Origin of the sequence: Muricoccus nepalensis (assembly GCF_006438825.1) — a bacterium.
Classification (GTDB): Bacteria; Pseudomonadota; Alphaproteobacteria; order Acetobacterales; family Acetobacteraceae; genus Roseomonas; species Roseomonas nepalensis.
This window is the reverse complement of the sequence record NZ_RCZP01000004.1, coordinates 19,963-41,188: the sequence shown is the minus strand read 5'-3', so window position 1 is coordinate 41,188 and position 21,226 is coordinate 19,963. Positions and strand designations below refer to the sequence as shown.

Genomic DNA, 21,226 nt, shown 5'->3' with positions numbered 1-21,226 from the left:
CCTGTCCATGCGCGGGGGGCCTCACGGTTGCGCAGGGCGCTACATGGGCAGGCGGACCACGGCGCGCAGGCCCCCCATCGGGCTCTCCCCGAGCGCGATCTCGCCGCCATGGGCGCGGGCGATGTCGCGGGCGATGGCGAGGCCGAGGCCGGTGCCGCCGGTCGAGAAGCTGGCGAAGGGCTTGAAGGCCCCCTCCCGCGCCGCCGCCGGGATGCCCGGGCCGTCGTCGTCCACGATCACCTCCGCCCAGCCCGGCGTCGGCCGCACGGAGATGGCGACGAGGCCCGCGTGGCGGCGCGCGTTGTCGAGCAGGTTGCCGAGGCAGCGCCGCAGCGCGTCGGCCCGCAGCGGCAGGGTGAGGGAGGGCGGGACCTCGTGCACCACCACCTGCGACCCCTCGCCCGGCACGCGCGAGACCATGTCGCGCACGAGGCCGACGAGGTCGGTCCGCTCCGCCGCCTCCAGCACCTCGCCGCGGGCGAAGGCGAGGTAGGAGGCGATCATCCGCTCCATCTCCTCCACGTCCTGCGCCATGGCCGCCGCGTCCTCCTCGGCGCCGGCCGGCAGCATGGCCAGGCCCAGGCGGAGGCGGGTGAGGGGGGTGCGGAGGTCGTGGCTGATCCCGGCGAGGAGCTCCGTCCGCTGGGTCACGAAGCGGCGGATGTTGGCGCGCATGCCGTTGAAGGCGGCGCCGGCCTGGCGGACCTCGATCGCGCCCTCGGGCTTGATCGGCCCGGTCTCGCGCCCCTTGCCGAAGGCCTCCGCCGCCGCGGCCAGCCGGCGCAGCGCGCGCACCTGGTTCTTCATGAACAGCGCCGCCGCCGCGAAGAGGAGCAGCGAGGCGCCGACGAGCCAGATGACGAACAGGTAAAGCGTGCCGGAGAAGAGGCGCTTCCGCGGCGCCTCGACGTGCAGGACGCCGTCGGGCAGGCCCACCCGGATGATCACGCTGCGCGGGTCGCTCTGCCAGTCCGTGTCGAAGGGCAGGCGCAGCCGCTCGCGCAGCGCGTGGTCGAGGTCCTCCTCCAGCGGCAGCAGCGGCAGGCTGGCCGGGCGGAGGGCGGGCGGGCCCAGCGCCGCGCCGGGCTCGAAGGCGAGGGACAGGTCGAGCCGCCAGGCGGCCTCGCGGAAGATCCAGCCGCGCTCGTCCTGCACGGGGTAGCGGGAGAGAAGCTCCACCACCATGCCCACGTCCCCCGCGACCCCCGCCGCCAGCCGCCGCGAGATGACGTCGAGATGGGTGCCGTAGAAGAGCTGGAGGGCGATGCCCTGGGTCACCACCAGCGGCACGAGCACGATCAGCAGCGCCCGCGCCAGCAGCCCGCGCGGGACAAAGGGGCGGAGCGCCGCCGTGAAGAAGCCGCGCAGGCGCCGCCGGCGCCGGGTCCAGGCGGGCGGGGCGCAGCCGGGGCGCCCCTCCTCCTCCGCGGGGTGGTCGGCCAGGGAGAGGGAGCCGGGGCCGCGCCGAAGGCCCGGGCGCCCGGCCGCGCCGGGGGGCGCCCGGCCGTCCTCCCGCTCGCCGATCTCCGCCGCGCCGCTGTCGGGTGCCATCGCGGCCCTCCTCGGTCTGTCGTCCCGATGCCCTGTCCGGGCCTTCGCCTCAGGAGCCGGGGCGCAGGACATAGCCCTTGTGGCGCACCGTGTGCAGGAAGCGCGGCTCGCGCGGGTCGGGCTCGATCTTGCGCCGCAGCCGGGTGACCGTCACGTCCACCGCGCGCTCCCCGGCCTCGGGCGATCCCATGGCGGCCGCGATCTCCTCGCGTGAGAGCACCTCGCCGCCCCGGCGGGCCAGGGCGACCAGCAGCGACGCCTCGCCGCCGGTGAGCCGCGTGACGCCCTCGGGGCCGCGGAGCTCGCCCCGCTCGGGGTCGAACCAGCGCAGGCCGAGCTGCACCGGGGGCAGGGGGGTGGAGGAGGGCGGGGCGGCGCGCTTGAGGATGGTGCGGATGCGCAGCGCCAGCTCCCGCGGGTCGAAGGGCTTGGCGAGGTAGTCGTCGGCGCCGTGCTCGAAGCCCGCGATGCGGTCGTCGGGCTCGCCGGCGGCGGTCAGCATCAGGATGGGCACGTCCTGGCCGGCGCGGCGGAGGCTCTCGGTCAGGTTCAGCCCGGTCTCGCCGGGCATCATGACGTCGAGCACCATGAGGTCGAACTCCATCCCCTCCAGCGCCTGGCGGGCGGCGGCGGCGTCGGCGGCGGCGGTGACGCGGAAGCCCTGCTCCGCCAGGAAGCGCTGCAGGAGGGAGCGGAGGCGGGCGTCGTCGTCCACCACCAGGAGGTGCGCGGCCTCGCTCAAGGGGCCTTGCCCTTGCCGGGGCCGGGCGCGATCGCGGCGGCCGGCGCGGCGGGCTCCCCGCGCGCGCCCAGCCGCTCGAGCCCGCGCCGCGCCTCGGGGCCCATCAGCCCGCGCATGACGTGGCGGAAGCCCTCCACCGCGGCGGGGCCGGCCTCGCGGTAGGCGCGGGTGACGGTCTCGCGCTGGCGCTCGAAGAGGCGGCGCTCCAGCGCCTCGCCCTGGGGGGTGAGGGAGAGGTGGCGCTGGCGCCGGTCGGCGCGGCCGGGGCTCTGGGCGACGTAGCCCTGGGCCATCAGCGGCGTCAGCACCCGGGCGAGGGACTGCTTGGTGATGGCGAGGATCCCCAGCAGCTCGCCGACCGTCAGCCCCGGGCGGCGGCCGAGGAAGTGCAGCACCCGGTGGTGCGCGCGGCCCATGCCGAGCTCCGCCAGGATGGCGTCCGGCCCGGCCGTGAAGTCCCGGTAGCCGAAGAAGAGGAGGTCCTGAGCGAGGCGCAGCTCCTCCTCGCGCAGGAAGAGGAGGTTGCGGCCCGCGGCCCCCGGGCCGCCGCGCGGCTCGGGCCTCTCGGGCAGGGCCGGCGCGCCGTCCGGCTGTGGCAGCGTCATGGATGCGTTCATGCCTGTTCTTCTGATTTTTGTCGGCTGCAAGAAACGAGGCTTCCCTGTCGATCCCCCGGGCGCGGGCGCGGCGCCGATCCCCCCGCGCCGCGGGCCGCCTCCGGGCCGGCGGGTCCGGACCGGCGGCCGATTCGTGCCCTGGCGCGCGGCGGCATGTTCTGGCCCATGGGCCGCATTATGCCAGCGGCGTCCTCCGGGGCGAGTGGGTCCTTGCGGTCCGCTCCCGCAAGTTGCGCGAGCCCACCGAACGCCGCTCCGCCCTCCGGCCCGCCCGGCCCCGAAGGTTTATCAACCCGCCTTGCGCCGACCTGTCATGCCGGTAAGACGGGTGACAAGCGGCGCGGCGCGGCCCAATTGATGCGCGGGAGGCCCGGTCTGCGCCGGGAGAGCAACGGAATGGCAACGGGAACAGGTCCAGAAGTTGCGCGCGGGCGGGGGACGCCGCCGCCGCGCCGACCGCCCCGGCTCCTCGCGGGCCGCCACAGACCTGCCCCCTTCGCCCTCTAGACCCCTCGCCCAGACCCCCAGACCAGAACCGGAAAAGCGGAAGATCATGCCCGGAGTGGACATCCTAGCCAGCGCGATGACGGGGGCGAACGCCGCCTTCCTCGCGGACCTCTACGCCCGCTGGGTGCAGGCCCCGGACAGCGTGGACCCGTCCTTCCAGGAGCTCTTCGCCGCGCTGAACGACGACGCGCGCGCCGTGCTCGGCGACGCGGCCGGCGCCTCCTGGGCGCCCCGCCCGCGCGGCGGCTTCGCGCCCGAGCCCGAGGCGCCTGCCCCCGCGAAGGGCGGCAAGGGGGCCGCGCCCTCCGCCCCCGCCGCGGCCGCCAAGCTGGCCGCCGCCCCCGAGGTGTCGAAGCAGCAGGTGCTGGACTCGCTCCGCGCGCTGATGCTCATCCGCGCCTACCGCGTGCGCGGCCACCTTGAGGCCGACCTCGACCCGCTGGGCCTGCAGAAGAAGAAGCCGCACCCGGAGCTGGACCCCGGCACCTACGGCTTCACCGAGGCCGACATGGACCGGCCGATCTTCATCGATAAGGTCCTCGGCCGCGAGACGGCGACGCTGCGCGAGATCCTCTCGATCGTGAAGGCCAGCTACTGCGGCCCGATCGGCGTCGAGTTCATGCACATCCAGGACCCCGAGCAGAAGTCCTGGATCCAGCAGCGCATCGAGGGCGCGCCCTGGAAGGCCGCCTTCGACAAGGACGGCAAGCGCACCATCCTGCAGCAACTGACCGAGGCCGAGGGTTTCGAGGCCTATTGCGCGCGGAAGTTCGTCGGCACGAAGCGCTTCGGCCTCGAGGGCGGCGAATCGACCATCCCCGCGCTGCAGTCGATCATCGCCGAGGCCGCCAAGGGCGGCGTGAACGAGATCGCCATCGGCATGGCGCACCGCGGCCGCCTGTCCACGCTGGTGAACGTGGTGAAGAAGTCCTTCACCCAGGTCTTCGCGGAGTTCAAGGGCGCGGGCCACGCCGAGGACGTGCAGGGCTCGGGCGACGTGAAGTACCACCTGGGCACCTCGACCGACGTCGAGATCGAGGGGCGGCAGGTCCACCTCTCGCTCCAGCCCAACCCCTCGCACCTCGAGGCGGTGGACCCCGTGGTGATCGGCAAGGTGCGCGCCCGCCAGGACATGGCCGGCGACACCAAGGGCCGCCACTCCGTCATGGCGATCCTGCTGCACGGCGACGCCGCCTTCGCGGGCCAGGGCGTGGTCTACGAGACGATGGCGATGAGCCAGCTCATCGGCTACCGCGTGGGCGGCACGATCCACGTCGTGACGAACAACCAGATCGGCTTCACCACCACGCCGGCCCACGCCTATTCGGGCCTCTACTGCACGGACGTTGCGAAGTCGGTGCAGGCGCCGATCCTGCACGTGAATGGCGACGACCCCGAGGCGGTGGTCTTCTGCGCGCGGCTGGCGACCGAGTACCGGCTGAAGTTCTCAGCCGATATCGTCCTCGACATCGTCTGCTACCGCCGCCACGGCCACAACGAGAGCGACGAGCCCGCCTTCACCCAGCCCCTGATGTACGCCCGCATCAAGGAGACGCCGACGACGCGCACGAAGTACGCGCAGCGCCTCGCCGCCGAGGGCGCGGTGCCCGAGGCCGAGGCGAAGGCCATCCAGGACGCCTTCTTCGCGAAGATGGACGAGGCCTTCCAGGCCAGCCAGGCCTTCAAGCCGAATAAGGCCGACTGGCTGGAGGGCCATTGGTCCGGCCTCAAGGCCGCTGGCAACGACGAGCCCGAGGCCGAGACTGACACGGCGGTCGAGCCCGAGGTGCTGCGCGAGGTCGGCGCCGCCCTCTCCCGCGTGCCGGAGGGCTTCGGGGCCAACCCGAAGATCCTGCGCCAGCTCGAGGCCAAGCGGCAGGCGATCGACACGGGCGAGGGCATCGACTGGGCGACCGGCGAGGCGCTGGCCATCGGCTCCCTGCTGGTGGAGGGCCACCGCGTCCGCATCTCCGGCGAGGACGTGCAGCGCGGCACCTTCTCCCAGCGCCACGCCTACCTGATCGACCAGCAGACGCAGGCCGAGTACGTGCCCCTCAACAACATCCGCGAGGGGCAGAAGCGGCTCGAGGCCTTCAACTCCCTTCTCTCCGAGTTCGGCGTCCTCGGCTTCGACTACGGCTACTCGCTGGCCGACCCGAACACGCTCGTGCTCTGGGAGGGCCAGTTCGGCGACTTCGCGAACGGCGCGCAGGTCATCATTGACCAGTTCATCGCCTCGGCCGAGACGAAGTGGCTGCGCATGTCGGGCCTCGTGATGCTGCTGCCGCACGGCTACGAGGGGCAGGGGCCGGAGCATTCCTCCGCGCGGCTCGAGCGCTACCTCCAGCTTTGCGCGGAGCGGAACATGCGGGTGGCGAACATCACCACCCCCGCGAACTACTTCCACGCGCTGCGCCGCCAGCTCCGGGCGAACTACCGCAAGCCGCTGATCCTGATGACGCCGAAGTCGCTCCTGCGGCACAAGCTGGCGGTCTCCGCCCTCTCCGAGTTCGGGCCGGGCAGCCGCTTCCAGGTGGTCATCCCCGAGACGGACGAGCTGGTCACGCCCGATCAGGTGAAGCGCGTCGTGATCTGCACCGGCAAGGTCTACTACGACCTGCTGCAGGAGCGCCGGGACAAGGGCGTGAAGGACGTGGCCATCGTCCGGATGGAGCAGCTCTACCCCTTCCCGCGCATCTCCCTGCCGAAGGTCCTGGCCCCCTACAGCCAGGCCGAGGTGGTCTGGTGCCAGGAGGAGCCGGAGAACATGGGCGGCTGGCAGTTCGTCGACCGCAAGATCGAGGAGGTGCTGCTTCAGGTCGGCGGAAAGGCGCGCCGGCCGGGCTATGTCGGGCGTCCCGCGGCGGCCAGTCCCGCGACGGGGCTTGCCAAGGTGCACGCGCAGCAGCAGGAAGCGCTCGTTCGCCAGGCGCTCGGGTTGAGCTGAGCCGGACCTTGGCAGAGGAAAGACGATGACCGAGATCCTGGTGCCCACACTGGGCGAGAGCGTGACGACGGCCACGGTGGCCCGCTGGCTGAAGAAGGCCGGCGAATCGGTGGCCGCCGACGAGCCGCTGGTCGAGCTGGAGACTGACAAGGTGACGGTGGAGGTGAACGCCCCCTCCGCCGGCACGATCGAGAGCATCGCGGCCGACGAGGGCGCCGAGGTCGAGGTCGGCGGCCTGCTCGGCACGCTCGGCGCCGGCAGCGGCGTGGCCGCGGCGCCCAAGGCGGCGGCCCCCGCCGCGCCGGCCCCGGCGCCGGCCGCCCCCTCCGGCCCGAAGGTGGAGGAGCCGCGCCCCGTGGCCGGCCCCGTCTCCCGCCCCGGCGGCGCGGAGCCCACCAGCGCCACCTCCCACGCCCCGCTTCCCGCGGCGGCGAAGATGATGGCGGACAAGGGCGTCTCGGCCGAGCAGATCGGCCAGGGCAGCGCCAAGGACGGCCGCATCGCCAAGGGCGACGTGCTGGAGTTCCTCTCCCGCCCGGCTCCCGCCGCCGCCGCGCCCGCCGCCAAGGCCCCGCGCGCGACCGGCGAGGGCGAGGAGCGCGTCAAGATGACGCGCCTCCGCATCACCATCGCCCGCCGCCTGAAGGAGGCGCAGAACACCGCGGCCATGCTCACCACCTTCAACGAGGTGGACATGGGCAACGCGATGGCGCTGCGGTCCGAGTACAAGGACGCCTTCGAGAAGAAGCACGGCGTGAAGCTCGGCTTCATGTCCTTCTTCGTGAAGGCTTGCGTCGCGGCGCTGCAGGAGTTCCCGGCGGTGAACGCCGAGATCGACGGCGACGAGGTCGTCTACAAGAACTTCGTCAACATGGGCATTGCGGTCGGCGGCCCCTCGGGCCTCGTGGTGCCGGTCATCCGCAACGCGCAGGACCTGTCCTTCGCGGGCGTCGAGAAGGCGATCGGCGACTTCGGCAAGCGCGTGCGCGACGGCCAGCTCAAGCTCGAGGAGATGGCGGGCGGCAGTTTCACCATCACCAACGGCGGCATCTACGGCAGCCTGATGTCCACCCCGATCCTCAACCCGCCCCAGTCCGGCATCCTCGGGATGCACGCGATCAAGGAGCGGGCGATGGTCGTGGGCGGCAAGGTCGAGGTGCGCCCGATGATGTACATCGCCCTCTCCTACGACCACCGAATCGTGGACGGGAAGGAGGCGGTGTCCTTCCTCGTGCGCGTGAAGGAGGGCGTGGAGGACGCGCGGCGGCTGCTGCTCGGGCTCTGATCGCCGCGCATTCCGCGGGCTGGGCGCGCCGGAGGGGGGACCCTCCGGCGCGCTTCGCGTTCGGGGCAGGGCTTCGGGTTGCATGTCCCGGCCATGACCCTGGCATGACAGTATCTTATATTGCAAATCATTCGCAGTGAGCCTGAAAGGGGTGCCGGCCCGCAGGATGACCCGATGCCCATGCCCTCCCTTCGTCGCCTCGCCGTCGCGGCGCTGCTCCCGCTCCTGGCCTTCGCCGCCCCGGCCCAGGCCACGCAGTACCCCGTCACGCTGACGGACGCGGCGGGGCGGGAAGTGACCATCGCCCGCCGGCCCGAGCGCGTCGCCCTCCAGGACGGGCGCAACATCGCCATCCTCGCCCTGCTGGACCGGGAGGACCCCTTCCAGCGGGTGGTGCTCTGGAACAACATTCCCAGCCGCGACGACGCCGGCTTCTGGGCCGTGCTGCGCGCCGCCTGGCCGAAGGCCGCCGGCATTCCCGACATGGGCTTCGGCGACAACGGCCAGGTGAACGCCGAGCAGCTCATCACCGCCCGGCCGCAACTCGTCGTGGCCGAGCAGCGCGCGCTGGGCTCCCTCCGCGAGGCCGGGGTGGACCGCCGGCTGGCCCAGCTCAACATCCCGCTGCTGGTCGTGGACAGCTTTGCCGACCCCGTCCCGAACGCCATCCGCTCGGTCGAGCTCCTCGGCCAGGCGCTGGACCGCGAGGCCGAGGCCGCGGACTACGCGGCCTTCGCCCGGGAGCGCGTCGCCCGCGTCGAGGCCGGCATCGCCGCCAGCGGCCACCGCCCGAACGTCTTCGTCGAGACGCGGGCGGGGCAGGGCGGGCCCGAGGCCCGCTGCTTCACCCAGGGCCGGGTGGGCTGGGGGCCGCTGGTGGAGGCCGCCGGCGGCCACAACATCGGCGCCGACCTCGTCCCCGGCGCCTCCGGCGAGGTGACGATGGAGACGGTCATCGCCCGCCGGCCGGAGGTCTACGTCATGACCGGCGCCAACTGGCGCGCGCGCGGCGCCGTGGCGGTTCCGTTCGGCTACGGGGCCGAGGCGCCGGCGGCCCTGGCCGGGCTCGCCCGGCTCGAGGAGCGGCCGGGCTTCGCCCTGCTCGAGGCGGCACGGGAGGGGCGGGTGCTCGGGGTTTGGCACGGCTTCTACAACCACGCCTTCAACGTCGTGGGCCTCGAGGCGCTGGCGAAGGCCTTCCACCCCCGGCAACTCGCCGGCCTCGACCCGGACGAGACCTTCCGCACCATCCTCGCCCGCTTCACCCGCATCCCGCCCTCGCCCTTCCTCGTCTCCGCCTCCGCGCCGCGCGTCGGCGGGTAGGCGCGGGTGTCGTCGGAGCTGGGCGCGGTCCAGGGGGCCCTTCCCCGGCCGGAGGCGGCGGGCGAGGAGGGCGCGGCGGTCCGCGACTACCGACGTTCCGTCACCGGGCGGGCGGTGCTGCTGGGCGCGCTGCTGCTGGCCGGCCTCGCGGCCATGCTGGCCGACCTCGCGATCGGCTCCGGCACGCTCTCGCCGGGCGAGGTGATGGAGGGGCTGCTCTCCCCCGGCACGGCCGACCCCACGGTGCGGGTGGTGCTGTGGGAGCTCCGCATGCCCATCACCTTCACCGCGGCGCTGGCCGGCATCGCCCTCGCGCTCGCGGGCACGCTGATGCAGACGGTGCTGAACAACCCGCTGGCCGAGCCCTTCACGCTGGGCATCTCCTCCGCCGCCGGCTTCGGGGCGGCGCTCGCGATCGTCTTCGGCTCCTCCATCCTCGGGCCCGCCGCCGACTGGCTGCCGCCCGAGCTGTTCATCTCGGCCAACGCCTTCCTCTTCGCGCTGGCGACGGTCGTGCTCGTCACCCTGCTCGCGCGCCGCACGGGGATGGGGGTGGAGACGGTGACGCTGCTCGGCATCGCCGTGCACTTCGCCTTCTCGGCCCTCCTCGCGGTCGCGCAGTACATGGCGGACGTGAACCAGCTTCAGTCGCTCATCTTCTGGCTGCTCGGCTCGCTGCTGAAGGCGACCTGGACGAAGGTGGCGATCAACGCGGCGATCCTCGCCCTGGTGCTGCCGGTGCTGCTCGCCCGCGCCTGGGCGCTGACGGCGCTGCGCGGCTTCGGGGACGGCGCGGTGGTGCTCGGCATCCGGGTGGAGCGGCTGCGCTTCGCCATGCTGGTGGCCGCGGCCCTGCTCGCGGCCTCGGCCACCGCCACCATCGGGGTGGTGGGCTTCGTCGGGCTGGTCGCGCCGCACATGGCGCGGCTCCTGGTGGGGGAGGACCAGCGCTTCTCCCTCGTGGTCACGGCCGCCTGCGGGCTGCTGGTGCTCGTCCTCGCCTCGCTCGCCAGCAAGCTCATCCTGCCCGGCGCGGTGCTGCCGATCGGGATGATCACCTCGCTGCTGGGCCTGCCGGTCTTCCTCATGCAGATCCTCCACGGCCAGCGGCGGGCGGTGCGATGAGCCTTCTCTCGGTCGAGGGCCTCGGCGTCCGCATCGGGCGCTTCCAGGCGGTGCGGGGGGTGTCCTGCGCGGTCGCGGCGGGGGAGTGCCTTGCCATCCTCGGCCGGAATGGGGCGGGCAAGACCTCCCTCGTGCGCGGGCTGGCGGGGCTGCTGCCGGTCACGGGCGCGATCCGGCTCGAGGGCGCGGACCTCGCCGCCCTCGGCCCCGCGGAGCGCAGCCGGCGCATCGGCTACGTGGCGCAGGGGGTCGCGCAGGTCTCGGCGCGGCTCACCGTCTTCGACCTGCTGCTGCTCGCGCAGAACGGCGGCGCCTTCGCCTGGGCCGCCCCGCGCGAGAGCCTGCGCCGGGCCGAGGCGATGCTGGACCTGCTGGGCCTGCAGCCGCTCGCCCGCCGCACGCCCGCGGAGATGTCGGGCGGGCAGCGGCAGATGGTGGCCCTGGCCCTCGCCCTCGTCCGCCGCCCGCGCGTGCTGCTGCTGGACGAGCCGACCTCGGCGCTGGACCTGGCGAACCAGCTTCACCTGCTGGAGCTGGTTCGCGCCCACACGCGGCAGGCCGGCATGGCGACGGTGATGGTCCTGCACGACCTCAACCTCGCCACCCGCTACGCCGACACGGCCCTGATGCTGGAGGAGGGCGCCCCCATCCACGCCGGGCCGGTGGCGGAGGTGCTGACGCGGGAGCGGCTCGCCCGGGTCTACGGGGTGGATTGCCACGTCATGGCGGTCGAGGGCGGGCACCGCGCCATCTACCCGCTGGCCCGCCTGTAGCGCGGCGGGCGCCGGGGCACCGTCCCCGACCGGTCGCCGGATGGCAGCCGAATTTAATCTTCTCCATCTTGCTTTAGTTAATTTCGCTTCGCGAAACCGGCCTTTGCCGGGGGAACTTACCCCGTTCTCGCCCTGGCGGCGGAGAGAACCGTAACCGAGGCACCGACCACCGATGAACGATCAATTCTGGCTCTGGATAGGCGTCGCCGGCATGTCCGCCGGCGCGGCCCTCATCCTCCTCACGGGGGGCAGCCGGACGCCCAGGGAGGGCATGGCGACCATCCTGCACGGCATCGTGCCGATCATCGCCGCCTGCTCCTACTTCGCGATGGCAGTGGGGCAGGGGAGCATCGTCCTCCCGTCCGGGGTGCCGGGCGCCGGTTCCGGGTACGACTTCTACTTCGCGCGCTACATCGACTGGCTCTTCACCACGCCGATCCTGCTGATCGCCCTGTCCCTGACGGCCATGCACGCGGGCGTGCGCCGGCCGGGGCTGCTCGTCGGGATCGTCCTCTCCGACGTGCTCATGATCGTGACGGCCCTCTTCTTCGGGCTCTCCACCGTCCCCTGGATCAAGTGGACCTGGTTCGCGATCTCCTGTGGGGCCTTTCTCCCGGTCTACTACCTCATCTGGGGACCTCTGCTCGCCGAGGCGTCGCACCAGCGCGAGGACGTGCGGGCCACCTACCGGCGCAGCGCGGTGATCCTCTCGGTCGTGTGGCTCGTCTACCCCGTCCTTCTCCTGATCGACCCGGAGGGGCTCCGCTACATCGGCTCCACCGCCTCCGTCGCGGCCTTCGCCGTCGTCGACCTGATCGCCAAGGTCGCCTACGGCCTCCTCGCCACCAGCGAGCACGGGAAGATCGCGAAGGCCGACGTGGCTCAGGGCGCCTCCGCCCGGACCAGCCTCGAGGAGCCGCGTACCGTCGCCGCCATGCCCCACGCGGCCTCCCGCGCGCCGGCGGCAAGGGTGGGCTGAGGGCGGGCGGCGATGCCGGGCTGGCCGAGCCCCTTCCCGGGCGCGGGGCCCGGTGCCGCGCTGCCGCTCCCGCCCGCCGCGCCGCCCACGGCCGGGGGGAACCCGGGGCTGCCGCTGCCGCTGCCGCTGCTCCTTGCCGTGGCCGGACTGCTGGGGGCGACGGCCCTGATGCCGCGCCCGCTCGCCTGGACCGCCACGCTGGCGGTCGTCCTCCTCCTCGGCATTCCCCACGGTGCCCTGGACGGAGAGGTCGCGCGCCCGCTGCTGCGGCCCCGCTTCGGCCGGGCGTGGTTCCTCGCCTTCGCCGTGCCCTATCTCTCCCTCTCCGCCGCCGTGCTGCTGGCCTGGCGCGCGGCGCCGGAGGCGGTGCTGGCCGGCTTCCTGGCGGCCTCGGTGCTTCATTTCGGGGAGGAGGACGCCGGGCCGGGCCGCCCGCTGGAACTCCTGGTGCGCGGGGGCCTGTCGATCGCCCTGCCCGTGCTCCTGCACCCCGCCGCGACCGCGCGGGTCTTCGAGGCGGCGATGCTCGCCCCGATGCCGGCCATCCCCCCCTGGCTCCAGGCCGCCGCCCTGGCCTGGGCCGTGCTCGCGCCCTTCGCGGTGGCGCGGATGATCGCGGCGGGACGGTGGCCCGTGGCGGTGGAGGGGTTGCTGCTCGGCCTCGCCTTCGCGGCCCTGCCGCCCCTGGCGGGCTTTGCCCTCTACTTCGTCGGCCTGCACGCGCCCCGGCACACGGCGTCCCTCGCCGCCGACCCCCGCCGCGCGCCACGGGTGAGGAGCACGGGCGAGGCCCTGTGGCGTTCCCTGCCGGTGACCGCGCTCACCCTGCTGATCGGCGCGGCCCTGTGGCCGTTCTTCCCCGGCGCCCCGCCGGAGCGCCTGCTCGCGCTGACGCTGCAGGGGCTGGCGGCGCTCACCCTGCCGCACCTGCTGCTGGACGGCATCGCCGCGCGCGTGGCGCCTCCGGTCGGCGGGGCGTCACGGCACCGCCCGCCCCGCTGACGCCGCGGCGCCCGGTTTGCCGGCCGCTTCGCCCGGCGCGGGGGTCGGGCGGCGCGTCCCGCGATCCTCCGCCGCGCCGGGTTGCGGCACGGACAACCCTGCCCCGACCGTCGTCGAGCGCGCGTGTGCCCTTCAAGCGAGGCCCCGGGCCTGCTACCTGCCCTGCAAGATCATCGCCCCGAGACCACAGCAGGACGAGCCCGCATGCCCGACACCTTCGACCTCATCGTCATCGGCTCCGGCCCCGGCGGCTATGTCTGCGCCATCCGGGCCGCCCAGCTCGGCATGAAGGTGGCCTGCGTGGAGAAGCGGGAGACGCTCGGCGGCACCTGCCTCAACATCGGCTGCATCCCCTCCAAGGCCCTCCTCCAGTCCTCCGAGAACTTCGAGGAGATCGCCCACAAGTTCGCCGACCACGGCATCACGGTGGAAGGCATCAAGCTCGACCTCGCCCGCATGCAGGCGCGCAAGGGCGAGGTGGTCTCGGCCAACGTGAAGGGCGTCGAGTTCCTCTTCCGCAAGAACAAGGTCACCTGGCTGAAGGGCGCGGGGAGGATCACGGCGCCCGGCAAGGTCGAGGTGGCCGGCGAGACCTACGAGACAAAGAACATCGTCATCGCGACCGGCAGCGAGAGCGTGCCGCTCAAGGGCGTCGAGGTCGACGAGAAGCGCATCGTCACCTCCACCGGCGCGCTGGAGTTCGAGAGCGTGCCGAAGCACCTCGTCGTCATCGGCGGCGGCGTGATCGGGCTCGAGCTGGGCAGCGTCTGGCGGCGCCTCGGCTCGGAGGTGACGGTGATCGAGTTCTTCGACCGCCTGCTGCCGGGCATGGACAACGAGATCGCGAAGAACTTCGAGCGCGTGCTCGTCAAGCAGGGCTTCCAGTTCAAGCTCGGCCACAAGGTGACGGGCGCGACGCAGGGCAACGCCGGCGTGACGCTCACGGTCGAGCCTGCCAAGGGCGGCGAGGCGCAGTCGATCGAGGCCGACGCCGTGCTCGTCGCCATCGGCCGCCGCCCCTATGTCGCGGAGCTCGGCCTCGAGGCCGTCGGCGTCGCGCTCGACGAGCGCGGGCGGGTGAAGACCGACGCGCAGTTCGCGACGAACGTGCCCGGCATCTACGCCATCGGCGACGTGATCGCGGGCGCGATGCTCGCCCACAAGGCCGAGGACGAGGGGGTCGCGGTCGCCGAGATCCTGGCCGGCCAGCACGGCCACGTGAACTACGGCGCCATCCCCGGCATCGTCTACACCTGGCCCGAGGTGGCCTCGGTCGGCGCGACGGAGGAGGAGCTGAAGGCGGCCGGCACCGCCTACAAGTCCGGCAAGTTCCCCTTCACCGCCAACGGCCGGGCGCGGGCCATGGGCGACACGGACGGCTTCGTGAAGATCCTCGCGGACAAGACGACGGACCGCGTGCTCGGCGCGCATATCCTCGGCCCGGACGCCGGCCACCTGATCGCGGAGATGGTGACCGCCATCGAGTTCGGTGCCAGCGCCGAGGACGTGGCCCGCATCTGCCACGCCCACCCGACGCTGAGCGAATCCGTGAAGGAGGCCGCGCTCGCCGTGGACGGCCGCCCCATCCACATCTGACGGCCCGTTCTGACGAGACCGCGCGCCGCGCTTGATCCGCGGGGCGTGCGGGCCATGTGGCGGGCGATGGACCAGGCCCGCCCCCCCTATGTCACGCTGAACCCCCGGCCGAAGCGCAAGGCGCTCGGCTGGTTCTTCATCGTGCTCGGCGTGCTGGGGCTGGTGCTGCCCTTCCTGCAGGGCTTCCTCTTCCTCGCGCTCGGCGTCTTCGTGCTGCGCGACCAGCACCTCTGGGCGGCCAACCGCTGGGCCTGGGTGGAGGGGCGCTGGCCGGGCATGGTCTCCCGCATCGAGGCGCTGGAAGCCTCCACCGCCGCCCGCTTCGCCGGCTGGGGCGCCGGGCTGCGGCGGGCCATCGGCCGGGGCTGAGGGTGCCATGAGCCGCGCCTTCGTCCGCGAGCCCGACGGCAGCGAGCCGCCCGAGCCCCCGGCCGAGCGCCCCGTGCCGCCCGGCCCCAATCCCGTGACGCCCGAGGGCCTGGCCCGGATCGAGGCGGCGCTCGCGGCGCTGCGGGCCTTGGAGGCGCCCGACCCGCTGCAGCGGCGGGACCTCCACTACTGGCAGCAGCGCCGCGCGAGCGCCCAGCCCACCCCGCCGCCGGAGGGAAGCGCGGTGGGCTTCGGCTCCTGGGTGACCGTCGCCGGCCTCGGCCCCGCGCCGCGCCGGCTTCGGATTGTCGGCGAGGATGAGGCGGACCCGGCCGCGGGCCTCATCGGCTGGCGCGCGCCGCTGGCCGTGGCGCTGGAGGGCGCGGAGGCCGGAGACGAGGTGGAGGGGCCGGGCGGGCGGCCGGTCACGGTGCTGGGCGTGAGGAACGGCGCGGCGGATTAGCTTGCATCGTGCAAGCGAATCGGCTTGCATCCTGCAAGCCAACCGGAGCCCGCCATGCCCCGCACCGATTTCTCGCGGATGCGCTGCCCCATCGCCCGCTCCATGGAGGTGCTCGGCGAGCGATGGGCCATCCTCGTGATGCGGGAGGCCTTCTACGGCACCACCCGCTTCGACGAGTTCGCGGCCCATCTCGGCATCGCCTCCAACATCCTCAGCGCGCGCCTGGCCAAGCTCGTGGAGCATGGGGTGCTGGAGCGCGTGCCCGAGGGCGCCCGCCACTCCTACCGGCTGACGGAGAAGGGCCGCGACTTCTTCCCCGCCTTCCTCGCCCTCAAGGCCTGGAGCGACCGCTGGATGGCGCCGGAGGGGCCGGTGGTGCGCCTCGTCGACGCCGCGACGGGGGAGGAGGTGGTGGCCGAGCCGCCCCGCGGCCCCGGCGGCGCGCCGCTGCGGCCGGAGGAGGTTCGGCTGCTGCCCGGCCCCGGCGCGGGCGAGGCCATGCGCCGGCGCCTCGCGCTCGCCGGGATGACCGACGGGATGGAGGCGGCCCGTGGCTGACACCCTCGCCGCGGCGCTCCCGGCGCCCTCCGCCGCGCGGCAGATCCTCGGCCTCGCCGCCCCCACCGCCCTCAGCGCCGTCCTGCAGGTCGCGGCGCAGATTGCCGAGACCTGGCTCGCGGCCCGCCAGGGCACCGCGGCGCTGGCGGGCTGGTCGGTGGTGCTGCCCTTCAGCCTTCTCATGCAGCAGATGTCGGCGGGCGCCATGGGCGGCGGCGTCTCCTCCGCCACCGCGCGGGCGCTCGGCGCCGGGCGGCGGGAGGAGGCCTCGGCCCTCGTGCTGCACGCGGTGCTGATCGCGGTGGCGGCCGGGGGCGCCTTCGCCGTGCTGCTCGCGGTCTTCCCGCGGGCGGTGCTCGGCGCCATCGGGGGCGCCACGGCCGCCGAGGCGGCGGCGCCCTACGCGATGTGGCTCTTCGGCCTCGGCGCGGTGCCGGTCTGGCTCGCCAACACCCTCGCCTCGGTGCTGCGTGGCGGCGGGCAGCACGCGCTGGCGGCGCGGGTGCTGCTCGTCACCTGGGCCGCCTACCCGCCGCTCGCCTGGGCACTGGCGGAGCCGCTGGGCATGGGGCTGCCCGGCATCGGCGCCGCGATGGGGGCCTCCTTCCTCGCCTGCACCCTCGTCATGGGGGTTGCGGTGCTGCGGGGGCGGGCGGGGTTCCGGCCCACGCTGCGGGTGCGGCCCTCGGCGGCCATGTTCTGGCGCATCCTCTCGGTCGGGCTGGTGGCGAGCGCGCTGGCGGGGGTGGCGAACCTCACGACCATCCTCGTCACCGCGCGCCTCGCCTCGCACGGGGCGGCGGCCGTCGCGGCCTACGGCATCTCGGCTCGGCTCGAGTTCCTGATGATCCCCATCGCCTTCGGCGTCGGCTCCGCCCTCACCGCGCTCGTCGGCCGGGCCGTGGGCGCGGGGCGGTGGGATATGGCGCTCCGGCTCGCCTGGACGGGCGGGGCGATGGCGCTGGCGGTCACGGGGGCGATCGGCCTCCTCGTCGCGGCCGCGCCCGGGGCCTTCGCGGGCTTCTTCAGCGCCGACCCCGCGGTGATCGCGGTCGCGAAGCGGGCGCTCTCCTACACGGGCCTCGCCTTCGGGGGCTTCGGCCTCGGCATGGCGCTCTACTTCGCCTCCCAGGGGGCGGGGCGGATGGGCTGGCCGATGGCGGCGGGGGTATCGCGGATCGCGGTCGCGGTCGGCGGCGGCTGGCTGCTGGGGGACGTGCTGGGCATGGGGCTAGACGGGCAGTTCCTCGCCGTCGCGCTCGGCATCACCGCCTACGGGCTGGTGACGGCGATGGGGGTGCGGCGCGCGGTCTGGGCGCCGCGGTGAGGGGGCTGGCCCGCCGCGGCCGGCGCCGGCCGCGCCGCCCGCGCGTCGAAGGCCGCCCGCGAGGCCTCGACCCGCGCCAGGTTCTCCTCCGCCCAGAGCCACACGCCGCAGAAGGCGGCGCCGAGGCCCGCGCCGAGCTCCGTCAGCCGGTAGTCGACCCGCGGCGGGACGACGGCGTGCACGGTGCGCGTCACCATGCCGTCCCGCTCCATCCCGCGGAGGGTCTGGGTCAGCATCTTCTGGCTGATCCCGGGCATGGCGCGCGAGAGCCCGGTGAACCGCATCTCGCCGTGCTCGGCCAGGACCTCGAGCGCGATCATCGTCCACTTGTCCGCCACCCGCCCGATCAGCTCGTTGACCAGCGCCTCCACCCGCGGGTCGCACTCGGCGGGCGGGGCGGTCTCGGCGATGCGGCGGGCGCGCTGGATCGTCGGCGCGGTGAAGGGCAGGCGGGGCATGGGGCGCTCTCCTTTCGGTAAGTATGGATATTCCGGGTGCCTTCTTTCCTGCCGAGAGTAGGGGACTAGGTAGGGGGCTCCCAAGACAAAGGAGCAGGATCATGAGGCAGACCGGCAACACCATCCTGATCACCGGCGGCGGCTCCGGCATCGGCGCGGCGCTGGCGCGGCGCTTCCACGACCTCGGCAACACCGTGATCGTCGCCGGCCGGCGGCGGGAGGCGCTGGAGGGCACGATCGCGGGGCGGCCGGGCATGCACGCGATCGAGCTCGACGTGGAGAGCGCGGCGGGCGTCGCGGACTTCGCGCGGCGGCTGCTGGCCGAGCACCCCGGGGTGAACATCCTCGTCAACAACGCGGGGATCATGCGCTTCGAGGCGCTGGACCGCGCGCGCGACCTCGCGGACGCGGAGGCGACGGTCGCCACCAACCTCCTCGGCCCCATCCGCCTCGTCGACGCGCTGGTCGAGCACCTGGCCGCGCGGCCGGACGCCGCCATCGTCAACGTGACCTCGGGCCTCGCCTTCGTGCCGCTGGTCGCGACGCCGACCTACAACGCGACCAAGGCGGCCATCCACTCCTACACCCTCTCCCTGCGGGAGGCGCTGAAGGGCCGGGTGGAGGTGATCGAGCTCGCGCCCCCGGGGGTGCAGACCGGGCTGACGCCGGGCCAGGAGAGCCGTCCCGGCTACATGCCGCTCGACGCCTTTATCGACGAGGTGATGGCGCTCTTCGCCGGGCAGCCCACGCCGCGGGAGATCCTGGTGGAGCGCGTCCGCCCGCTTCGCTTCGCCGAGGCGGGGGGCCGCTTCGACGAGACGATGGCGGGGCTGAACGAGGCCGCGGCGAAGGCCCGCCAGGGCTGAGGCGCCGGGCGCTGAGCGGCCGGGGGCTGCGGCGCTACATCCGCAGCCCCATGCGCCGGATCATCGCCGATTCCTCCTCCACCTGCCGGCGGACGAAGGCGGTGTACTCCTCCGGACCCATGGGCATCGGCGGCATGTCGAACTTGTCCAGCACCGCCATGTGCGCGGGATCGGCCACCGCGCCCCGGAAGGCGGCGTCCAGCACCCGCACGACGGCGGGGTCCATCCCCTTGGGCCCGGCGACGCCGTAGGGGGAGGTGGAGACGATATCCAGGCCGAGCTCCTTCAGGGTCGGCACCGCGGGGAAGCGCTTGGCGCGCTCCGGCCCCCAGGTGACGAGGAGGCGCAGCCGCCCCTCCTCCACCAGCGGCCCCCAGCCGGAGCTGTCGGCCGTCGCGTGGATCTGGCCGCCGAGCAGCGCCTGCATGTTCTCGGAGACGCCGCGGAAGGGCACATGGACCCAGCTCAGGTCCCGCTTCGTCGCGACCTGCTCCATGGTGATGTGCAGCGAGGTGCCGACGCCGGGCGTGCCGTAGTTGAACTTGCCGGGATTGGCCTTCGCGTCCGCCAGGAAGGCGTTGAAGTCCGCCCAGGGCGCGTCGGCCCGCACCACCACGCCGAAGAGGTAGCCCGTGAGGTGCGAGACGTAGGTGAAGTCCGCCAGCGGGTCGAAGGGCGGGCGCGGGCTCATGAAGGGCACGCGGAAGACGCTGATCGGCATCTGCGAGAGGGTGTAGCCGTCCGGCCGCTCGTTCAGCAGCGCCTGGGCGCCGAGGATGCCGCCGGCGCCGGACTTGTTCTCCACGATCACGGACTGCCCGAGGCGCCGCCCGGCCTGCTCGCAGACGGCGCGCATCTGCACGTCGGTCGTCCCGCCCGGCGCCCAGGGCACGAGCATGCGGATGGCCTTGTCGGGGAAGCCGCGCTGGGCGAGGGCGGGCAGCGGAAGGGCGAGGGCGGCGCCCAGGCCGAGGGCGCGGCGGCGGGTGAGTCTCACGAGGTGTCCTCCCGGGTTTTTTCGTTGCCGGGAGTATCGGGGAGCGGGCGGGCGGAGGGAAGCGGCGCCTAGTCCGCCCGCGGGTGCGCCCGCCGCCAGGTCTCGAGCAGCCCCGCCTGGTCCACCCCCGTGTAGCGCTGGGTGGTGGAGAGGCTGGCATGGCCGAGCAGCTCCTGGATCGCCCGGAGGTCCGCGCCGCCGCCGAGGAGGTGGGTCGCGAAGGAGTGGCGCAGCGCGTGGGGCGTCGCGTGCTCCGGCAGGCCCGCCAGGCGCCGGAGGTCGCGCAGCGCCCGCTGGGCGACCGCCGGGTCCAGCCGCCCGCCCTTCGCGCCGGTGAAGAGCGGGGCGTCGGGGGTCGCGGGGCCGCGGTGGCGGAGCCATTCCTCCACGGCGGCCTCCACCGCCGGCAGCACGGGCACGATCCGCTCCTTGCCCCCCTTGCCGAGCACGCGCAGGCCCAGCCCGGCGCGGGGAGCGTCCCGCATGTTGAGGGACAGCGCCTCCGAGATGCGCAGGCCGCAGCCGTAGAGAAGCGTGAAGAGCGCCGTGTTCCGCGCGGCGAGGGCCGGGCTGTCCTCCGCGCTGTCGAGCGTCGCGATGCGGGCCTGGTCCTCGGTCAGGGCGCGGGGCACGGGCGGCTTGCGGCGCGGCCCGCTCAGCCCGCCCAGCGGCAGCGGCGCCAGCCCGTGCCGGCGGACGAGGAAGCGGAGGAAGGTCTTGAGGGCCGAGAGCTGCCGCGCGCGGGAGGCGGCGCCGATGCCGAGCCCCGCCCGGTAGGCGAGGAAGGCGCGGAGGTCCGCGAGCCGCAGCGCCGCCAGGTCCGGCTCGCCCCCGTGATGGGCCGAGAGGAAGGCGAGGAGGTCGGCGACGTCGCGCCCGTAGGCCTCCACCGTCTCCGGGCTGGCGCGACGCTCGCGCGCGAGCCAGTCGAGGAAGGCCTCGCGGGCCGCGAGCGGCGCGATCACGGCCGGGCCCGGGCCGTCCCGTCGAGGGCGCGGGCGAGCGCCTGGGCGAGCAGCCGGAGCGAGGCGGTGGCGCCCCGCGCGGGCAGGCGCCCGGCCTCCCGCGCGCCGAGGACGAGGAGGCGCGGCCGCGCGCCGGGGAGGCGCACCAGGGCGTCCCGGACGACGAGGGCGTGGGCCTCGCCGTGGAGGATCGCGGCCTCGGGCGGGTGGTCGCGCATCAGCACCTCCCGCCCCTCGGTCAGCCGCGCGACGCTCCCCGCGGGAAGGTCGCGGAGGCCGGGGGAGGGGGCCTCCTCGGCGGCCAGCGACGCGCATTCGAGGCCGAGCAGCGCCGGCCACTCCGCGGCGACGACGCCGAGCACGTCCGCCGCCCCGATCAGCGCCGCGATGGCGGTGGCCGAGCGGATGGTGAGGTCGAGGCCGAGCCGCGCCGCGTCCGCGACCAATCCCGTCTCCGCCCGCGCGGCGACGAGGAGCGCGGCCATGTGGTCCGCCAGCGTCTCCCCGTGCACGCGCCGGGGCGGGTGGAGGGCGCGGTAGAGGGCGGGCCGCTCGGCGAGGAAGCCGGGATGGGCGGCGAGATAGGCCGCCACCCGGGCCGCCTCGGCCTCGCGGCCATCCTCCGTCTGCGGGGCTGGAAAGGTCATCCGCCCCATTTTGCCAGGGCGGGGCGGGAAGGGCGAATCCTCGCTCGGCCCCCTGGGCGCGCCGCCCCGCGCGGCGCCGCGCGGGGGGGGCTTCTGCGGGCCGGCGCGGCGCGCTGAAATGGGGCCTCC

20 protein-coding genes are annotated in these 21,226 nt (G+C 74.2%); 13 read left to right on the top strand and 7 right to left on the bottom strand.

The annotated features are described in order from the left end of the window. Positions 1 to 39 precede the first annotated feature (39 nt). The 3 genes from EAH89_RS06570 to EAH89_RS06560 are packed head-to-tail and all read right to left on the bottom strand — an operon-like array spanning position 40 to position 2,898. Positions 40 to 1,551 carry an ATP-binding protein gene (locus tag EAH89_RS06570; RefSeq protein WP_194152308.1) on the bottom strand — a complete coding sequence of 504 codons (1,512 nt, stop codon included), beginning with the start codon at positions 1,549 to 1,551 and terminating at the stop codon, positions 40 to 42. 49 nt (positions 1,552 to 1,600) lie between these two features. Then, a complete protein-coding gene (locus EAH89_RS06565; protein WP_140882002.1) occupies positions 1,601 to 2,293 on the bottom strand; it encodes a response regulator in 693 nt (230 codons plus the stop codon). After that, positions 2,290 to 2,898, bottom strand: a complete 609-nt coding sequence (locus EAH89_RS06560) for a MarR family winged helix-turn-helix transcriptional regulator (protein WP_140882001.1) — start codon at positions 2,896 to 2,898, stop codon at positions 2,290 to 2,292. Before EAH89_RS06560 ends, EAH89_RS06565 begins: the two co-directional genes overlap by 4 nt. A gap of 565 nt (positions 2,899 to 3,463) precedes the next feature. Between EAH89_RS06560 and EAH89_RS06555 the strand changes: the two genes are divergently transcribed. The 12 genes from EAH89_RS06555 to EAH89_RS06500 all read left to right on the top strand — a co-directional run bounded on the left by EAH89_RS06555 (position 3,464) and on the right by EAH89_RS06500 (position 17,164). After that, a complete protein-coding gene (locus EAH89_RS06555; protein WP_140882000.1) occupies positions 3,464 to 6,364 on the top strand; it encodes a 2-oxoglutarate dehydrogenase E1 component in 2,901 nt (966 codons plus the stop codon). A gap of 25 nt (positions 6,365 to 6,389) precedes the next feature. Next, entirely contained in the window at positions 6,390 to 7,649 is a 1,260-nt protein-coding gene (gene odhB, locus EAH89_RS06550; protein WP_140881999.1) for a 2-oxoglutarate dehydrogenase complex dihydrolipoyllysine-residue succinyltransferase, read from the top strand. Between the two features lie 174 nt (positions 7,650 to 7,823). Next, the gene (locus EAH89_RS06545) at positions 7,824 to 8,972 is read left to right on the top strand and encodes an ABC transporter substrate-binding protein (protein WP_140881998.1); all 1,149 of its coding nucleotides are present in this window, start codon (positions 7,824 to 7,826) and stop codon (positions 8,970 to 8,972) included. A gap of 6 nt (positions 8,973 to 8,978) precedes the next feature. Next, on the top strand, positions 8,979 to 10,097 hold the full coding sequence (locus tag EAH89_RS06540) for a FecCD family ABC transporter permease (protein WP_140881997.1): 1,119 nt from the start codon (positions 8,979 to 8,981) through the stop codon (positions 10,095 to 10,097). Further along, a complete protein-coding gene (locus EAH89_RS06535) occupies positions 10,094 to 10,870 on the top strand; it encodes an ABC transporter ATP-binding protein (protein ID WP_140881996.1) in 777 nt (258 codons plus the stop codon). Before EAH89_RS06540 ends, EAH89_RS06535 begins: the two co-directional genes overlap by 4 nt. A 172-nt stretch (positions 10,871 to 11,042) precedes the next feature. Further along, on the top strand, positions 11,043 to 11,849 hold the full coding sequence (locus EAH89_RS06530) for a bacteriorhodopsin (protein WP_140881995.1): 807 nt from the start codon (positions 11,043 to 11,045) through the stop codon (positions 11,847 to 11,849). 12 nt (positions 11,850 to 11,861) lie between these two features. Next, a complete protein-coding gene (locus tag EAH89_RS06525) occupies positions 11,862 to 12,851 on the top strand; it encodes a Brp/Blh family beta-carotene 15,15'-dioxygenase (RefSeq protein WP_206667474.1) in 990 nt (329 codons plus the stop codon). A gap of 204 nt (positions 12,852 to 13,055) precedes the next feature. Continuing rightward, positions 13,056 to 14,447 carry a dihydrolipoyl dehydrogenase gene (lpdA, locus tag EAH89_RS06520; protein WP_140881994.1) on the top strand — a complete coding sequence of 464 codons (1,392 nt, stop codon included), beginning with the start codon at positions 13,056 to 13,058 and terminating at the stop codon, positions 14,445 to 14,447. A gap of 66 nt (positions 14,448 to 14,513) precedes the next feature. After that, positions 14,514 to 14,816 carry a PGPGW domain-containing protein gene (locus tag EAH89_RS06515; protein ID WP_161993495.1) on the top strand — a complete coding sequence of 101 codons (303 nt, stop codon included), beginning with the start codon at positions 14,514 to 14,516 and terminating at the stop codon, positions 14,814 to 14,816. A 7-nt stretch (positions 14,817 to 14,823) separates the two neighbouring features. Beyond that, the gene (locus tag EAH89_RS06510; RefSeq protein WP_140881992.1) at positions 14,824 to 15,279 is read left to right on the top strand and encodes a GreA/GreB family elongation factor; all 456 of its coding nucleotides are present in this window, start codon (positions 14,824 to 14,826) and stop codon (positions 15,277 to 15,279) included. 54 nt (positions 15,280 to 15,333) lie between these two features. Beyond that, the gene (locus EAH89_RS06505) at positions 15,334 to 15,837 is read left to right on the top strand and encodes a winged helix-turn-helix transcriptional regulator (RefSeq protein WP_140881991.1); all 504 of its coding nucleotides are present in this window, start codon (positions 15,334 to 15,336) and stop codon (positions 15,835 to 15,837) included. Next, entirely contained in the window at positions 15,830 to 17,164 is a 1,335-nt protein-coding gene (locus EAH89_RS06500; protein ID WP_140881990.1) for an MATE family efflux transporter, read from the top strand. Before EAH89_RS06505 ends, EAH89_RS06500 begins: the two co-directional genes overlap by 8 nt. Here EAH89_RS06500 and EAH89_RS06495 read toward each other — a convergent pair. Further along, on the bottom strand, positions 17,110 to 17,622 hold the full coding sequence (locus EAH89_RS06495) for a winged helix-turn-helix transcriptional regulator (RefSeq protein ID WP_140881989.1): 513 nt from the start codon (positions 17,620 to 17,622) through the stop codon (positions 17,110 to 17,112). The genes EAH89_RS06500 and EAH89_RS06495 overlap by 55 nt on opposite strands. Positions 17,623 to 17,723: 101 nt before the next feature. Between EAH89_RS06495 and EAH89_RS06490 the strand changes: the two genes are divergently transcribed. After that, entirely contained in the window at positions 17,724 to 18,488 is a 765-nt protein-coding gene (locus EAH89_RS06490) for an SDR family oxidoreductase (protein ID WP_140881988.1), read from the top strand. A gap of 34 nt (positions 18,489 to 18,522) precedes the next feature. On the opposite strand, the gene EAH89_RS06485 is transcribed toward EAH89_RS06490, so the two are convergent. From EAH89_RS06485 to EAH89_RS32450, 3 genes are all read right to left on the bottom strand, one after another. After that, a complete protein-coding gene (locus tag EAH89_RS06485) occupies positions 18,523 to 19,485 on the bottom strand; it encodes a tripartite tricarboxylate transporter substrate binding protein (RefSeq protein WP_140881987.1) in 963 nt (320 codons plus the stop codon). A gap of 68 nt (positions 19,486 to 19,553) precedes the next feature. Next, on the bottom strand, positions 19,554 to 20,450 hold the full coding sequence (locus tag EAH89_RS06480; RefSeq protein ID WP_408906285.1) for a tyrosine recombinase XerC: 897 nt from the start codon (positions 20,448 to 20,450) through the stop codon (positions 19,554 to 19,556). After that, positions 20,447 to 21,097, bottom strand: a complete 651-nt coding sequence (locus EAH89_RS32450) for a hypothetical protein (protein ID WP_140881986.1) — start codon at positions 21,095 to 21,097, stop codon at positions 20,447 to 20,449. The genes EAH89_RS06480 and EAH89_RS32450 overlap by 4 nt, the downstream gene beginning before the upstream one ends. Positions 21,098 to 21,226: the final 129 nt, after the last annotated feature.

Coding starts and splice junctions, on each gene's coding strand:
- EAH89_RS06570 (WP_194152308.1), bottom strand. CDS start 1,551: ATGGCACCCGACAGCGGCGCGGCGGAGATCGGCGAGCGGGAGGACGGC.
- EAH89_RS06560 (WP_140882001.1), bottom strand. CDS start 2,898: ATGACGCTGCCACAGCCGGACGGCGCGCCGGCCCTGCCCGAGAGGCCC.
- EAH89_RS06555 (WP_140882000.1), top strand. CDS start 3,464: ATGCCCGGAGTGGACATCCTAGCCAGCGCGATGACGGGGGCGAACGCC.
- odhB (WP_140881999.1), top strand. CDS start 6,390: ATGACCGAGATCCTGGTGCCCACACTGGGCGAGAGCGTGACGACGGCC.
- EAH89_RS06545 (WP_140881998.1), top strand. CDS start 7,824: ATGCCCATGCCCTCCCTTCGTCGCCTCGCCGTCGCGGCGCTGCTCCCG.
- EAH89_RS06535 (WP_140881996.1), top strand. CDS start 10,094: ATGAGCCTTCTCTCGGTCGAGGGCCTCGGCGTCCGCATCGGGCGCTTC.
- EAH89_RS06530 (WP_140881995.1), top strand. CDS start 11,043: ATGAACGATCAATTCTGGCTCTGGATAGGCGTCGCCGGCATGTCCGCC.
- EAH89_RS06525 (WP_206667474.1), top strand. CDS start 11,862: ATGCCGGGCTGGCCGAGCCCCTTCCCGGGCGCGGGGCCCGGTGCCGCG.
- lpdA (WP_140881994.1), top strand. CDS start 13,056: ATGCCCGACACCTTCGACCTCATCGTCATCGGCTCCGGCCCCGGCGGC.
- EAH89_RS06515 (WP_161993495.1), top strand. CDS start 14,514: ATGGACCAGGCCCGCCCCCCCTATGTCACGCTGAACCCCCGGCCGAAG.
- EAH89_RS06510 (WP_140881992.1), top strand. CDS start 14,824: ATGAGCCGCGCCTTCGTCCGCGAGCCCGACGGCAGCGAGCCGCCCGAG.
- EAH89_RS06505 (WP_140881991.1), top strand. CDS start 15,334: ATGCCCCGCACCGATTTCTCGCGGATGCGCTGCCCCATCGCCCGCTCC.
- EAH89_RS06495 (WP_140881989.1), bottom strand. CDS start 17,622: ATGCCCCGCCTGCCCTTCACCGCGCCGACGATCCAGCGCGCCCGCCGC.
- EAH89_RS06490 (WP_140881988.1), top strand. CDS start 17,724: ATGAGGCAGACCGGCAACACCATCCTGATCACCGGCGGCGGCTCCGGC.
- EAH89_RS32450 (WP_140881986.1), bottom strand. CDS start 21,097: ATGACCTTTCCAGCCCCGCAGACGGAGGATGGCCGCGAGGCCGAGGCG.